This window comes from Mycobacterium sp. SP-6446 (assembly GCF_001954045.1).
Taxonomy (GTDB): domain Bacteria; phylum Actinomycetota; class Actinomycetes; order Mycobacteriales; family Mycobacteriaceae; genus Mycobacterium.
This window is the reverse complement of the sequence record NZ_MBEM01000205.1, coordinates 1-3,361: the sequence shown is the minus strand read 5'-3', so window position 1 is coordinate 3,361 and position 3,361 is coordinate 1. Positions and strand designations below refer to the sequence as shown.

Annotated in this window: 4 protein-coding genes and 1 pseudogene; 1 reads left to right on the top strand and 4 read right to left on the bottom strand. The window is 67.7% G+C overall.

Going from position 1 to position 3,361, the window contains the following annotated elements; all coding sequences use genetic code 11:
* Together dapC and fdxA are read right to left on the bottom strand one after the other, a co-directional pair.
* Nucleotides 1-856, bottom strand: an 856-nt coding sequence (gene dapC, locus A5736_RS18060; protein WP_076247759.1) for a succinyldiaminopimelate transaminase, incomplete at its 3' end; no start/stop codon positions are given.
* A gap of 26 nt (nucleotides 857-882) precedes the next feature.
* A complete protein-coding gene (gene fdxA / locus A5736_RS18055; protein WP_007168467.1) occupies nucleotides 883-1,209 on the bottom strand; it encodes a ferredoxin in 327 nt (108 codons plus the stop codon).
* Between the two features lie 432 nt (nucleotides 1,210-1,641).
* Between fdxA and A5736_RS18050 the strand changes: the two genes are divergently transcribed.
* Nucleotides 1,642-1,965, top strand: coding sequence for a hemophore-related protein (locus A5736_RS18050; protein ID WP_076057822.1), 324 nt, complete (start codon nucleotides 1,642-1,644; stop codon nucleotides 1,963-1,965).
* 19 nt (nucleotides 1,966-1,984) lie between these two features.
* Here A5736_RS18050 and A5736_RS18045 read toward each other — a convergent pair whose 3' ends face one another.
* Both A5736_RS18045 and fbiC read right to left on the bottom strand, forming a co-directional pair.
* Nucleotides 1,985-2,758, bottom strand: a complete 774-nt coding sequence (locus A5736_RS18045) for a maleylpyruvate isomerase N-terminal domain-containing protein (protein WP_076127915.1) — start codon at nucleotides 2,756-2,758, stop codon at nucleotides 1,985-1,987.
* Between the two features lie 30 nt (nucleotides 2,759-2,788).
* A pseudogene (gene fbiC / locus A5736_RS18040) lies at nucleotides 2,789-3,361 on the bottom strand (7,8-didemethyl-8-hydroxy-5-deazariboflavin synthase); the annotation flags it as partial.

Genomic DNA, 3,361 nt, shown 5'->3' with positions numbered 1-3,361 from the left:
GCCGGGCGTATCGCTCGCGCTGCAGCTTGTCGTGGACGTCGTCATCCAGCGCGGCCGCCATCGCGGCCTGCACCGGCGTCGGGACCATCATCCCGGCGTGCTTGCGCACCGCCAGGAGCTCGCCGACCAGTCCCGGATCCCCCGCGACGAAACCCGCCCGATAGCCGGCCAGCGACGAACTCTTGGAGAGCGAATGCACCGCCAGCAGCCCGGTGTGGTCGCCGTCGCAGACCGACGGGTGCAGCACCGACAGCGGCTCGGCGTCCCAGCCCAAGCCCAGGTAGCACTCGTCGGAAGCCACGACGACGCCCCGCTCACGCGCCCATCCGACCACCTTGCGCAGGTGGTCGAGGCCGAGCACGCGCCCGGTCGGGTTGCTCGGCGAATTCAGGTAAAACAACGCCGGTGACTGCGGGCCGAGCTGGGTCAGCGAGTCCGCGCGCAGCACCTGCGCTCCAGCCAGGCGGGCGCCGACCTCATAGGTGGGGTAGGCCAGCTCCGGCACCACAACCACGTCGGCGGCGCCCAGACCCAACAAGGTTGGCAGCCAGGCGATCAGCTCTTTGGTCCCGATTACCGGCAGCACCGCCGACTCGTTCAGCCCGGTGATGCCGAAGCGGCGACCCAGCGCGGCGACCGCGGATTCCCGCAGGTTCGCGGTGCCGGCGGTTGCGGGGTATCCCGGCGCCGCACTGGCGGCCGCCAGCGCCTCCCGGATCACCGTGGCGACCGGGTCTACCGGAGTGCCGACGGACAGGTCGACGATGCCGTCGGGATGGGCCCCGGCCAGCGCCTTGGCGTCGGCCAAGGTGTCCCAGGGGAATTCCGGCAGGGACGCCGAAACAAGCCGGGCCATGCCGGGCTTACGCGGCACCGGCCCGCTCAGTCGCCTTCGCCCTGCGGCGGCAGATCCTTGACCACCTGCGGGTCGTTCTCGGTCATGCCGACCTTGGCCGCGCCGCCCGGCGAGCCCAGCTCAACGAAGAAGTCCGCATTGATCTGCGTGTACTGGCTCCATTGCTCGGGCACATCGTCTTCGTAGTAGATCGCTTCGACGGGGCAGACGGGCTCACAGGCCCCGCAGTCGACGCACTCGTCGGGGTGGATGTAGAGCATCCGAGCACCCTCGTAGATGCAGTCGACGGGGCACTCCTCGATGCATGCCTTGTCTTTGATGTCGACGCAAGGCTCGGCGATCGTGTACGTCACGGACGTCTCCTCAAGGTCTCCTCCATGTACTGCTCGGTGTGGGCTGCCGTTTGCCTCGCCGCGGCGCTCCAGGCCCCGCAATACGCAAAGCTTTCGGTTACTGATACTAGACGTTGCACATACACGTCAACTACCGGGCACGCACTGGAGGACTGGCGTTCTATAAACCTAGTCGCATAGCAAAGCACGGCCGCGGTCCGTGCCGAATTCGCGGGGTCAAAGCTGTGAGTTGGTTTAGCGTGTGTCGGCGATGACGAACGCCGCCAAGCCGGTGACCTGCCCATAGTTACATTCGGGCGGCGGCGTACGAATAGTCACGCGGAAGGGAACGCCCGCGGCGCCTGGTAGCCTCGCAAAGGACGGCAAACCGCTGGGCAGAGATGTCATCGCCGTCAACAGCGGTGCATAACTGGGGAAGGTGTCCGATAAATGATGACGCTGTCGTTGGGTAAGTTGGCAGCCGCAGTTGGCGGCGTGGCAGTGGCGCTGAGCGCTGCCACCGGGGTCGCGTCCGCGGATCCGATCGTCGACACGACTTGTAACTACGGGCAGGTGATGGCGGCGCTTAACGCGACGGATCCGGCAACTGCCGCGCAATTGAACTCATCGCCGGTGGCGCAGAACTACTTGCGGCAGTTCCTGGCCGCGCCGCCGCCGAAGCGCCAGCAGATGGCCGCGCAGATTCGGGCCATGCCGCAGGCCGCGCAGTTCATGGGGACCATCGAGAACGTCGCGGGCGTCTGCAACAACTACTGAGCCGACAGGCCCAGGCAATTCAGTAGCCGCTGAGTAGTCGGCGCACGCGACCCAAGGTTTCGGCGCCGACGCGGCTGCAGATCCTGGACGGGTCGCCGGGTCGGCGGCCCCACAGCAGCAAAACGCGTGCTGCGGCATCGGTTTCGAGTGTGGCCGGACCCACCGCGTCGGCGAAGCCGACTGTGGTGTGGTCCGCGTCCGCGCTGAGGACGACGTCGTCGGTCTCGGGAACTCGCAGCCTGGCCTCGATTCGCTCGTCGGATCCCAGCTCCTTGGCGCCCTTGGCGAGCAGCGGGCGTCCCACCGCGACGACGCTGTGCGTCGTCATCCACGGCGCCGCCAGCGCCGTCTGGAAGGCGACGCTCTTATCGCAGTCGCCCGTGATGTCCCAGCCGTGCAGGACGAGTTCTTCGCGCATGTGCTCGGCGAACCAGGGCACCTTCATGGTGCGTCCGGTCCAGGCGACATCGGTGTCGGCGGGCACGCCTTCGGCGGCGACAGCCACCTCGTTCAGGGTGGCCATGCGGTCGAGCAGGGCATCCCACAGGTCGGCATCGTTGAGCGCCCGCAGGGGGCCCTCCCGTTCTTCGAAACTGCGGGTGCCGACGGGTTCGCCTTCCAGGTGTGCGCCCAGCACCCGGGCGAGCTCCTCGGCGTTCCCGGCTTGATGGGCCACGATGTCGCGTACCGTCCAGGCTTCACACCAGGTCCCGGTATCCGGGCGGCGCTGCTGCACGGCGTCCGCGAAGGGCTGCCATTCGGGAAATCGGTCGGTATCGATCTGTCGTTTCACGGCCTCGGGTATACCCGCTGCCTCCGACACCTACGCGGCGAGCGGCGAATAGGTGGTGGTGCGCTGCCGGGCGGGGCGGCCGATGCCCTCGGCGATCGCCGTCAGTTCGGCCACCGTTTTCGCCGAGCCGTGTTCCGAGCCGGCCATCCGCGAGATGGTCTCCTCCATCAGCGTGCCGCCCAGGTCGTTGGCCCCGCCGTTGAGCATCACCTGCGTGCGCGCGACACCGAGCTTGACCCAGCTGGTCTGGATGTGAGAAATGCGGCCGTGCAACATGATCCGCGCCAACGCGTGCACCGCCCGGTTGTCGCGATGGGTGGGCCCGGGACGGGCCGCGCCGGCCAGATACAGCGGCGAACTCTGGTGCACGAACGGCAGGGGCACGAACTCGGTGAAGCCGCCGGTGCGGTCCTGGATTTCGCGCAACACATTGAGATGTCCGACCCAGTGCCGGGGACTGTCGACGTGCCCGTACATCATCGTCGACGACGACCGCAGGCCCACCTCGTGCGCGGTGGTCACGATCTCGATCCACATCGACGTCGGCAGCTTGCCCTTGGTGAGCACCCAGCGCACCTCGTCGTCGAGGATCTCGGCGGCGGT

Excerpts from the sequence above, each read along its gene's own strand:
- A5736_RS18050 (WP_076057822.1), top strand. The coding sequence starts at position 1,642 with ATGACGCTGTCGTTGGGTAAGTTGGCAGCCGCAGTTGGCGGCGTGGCA.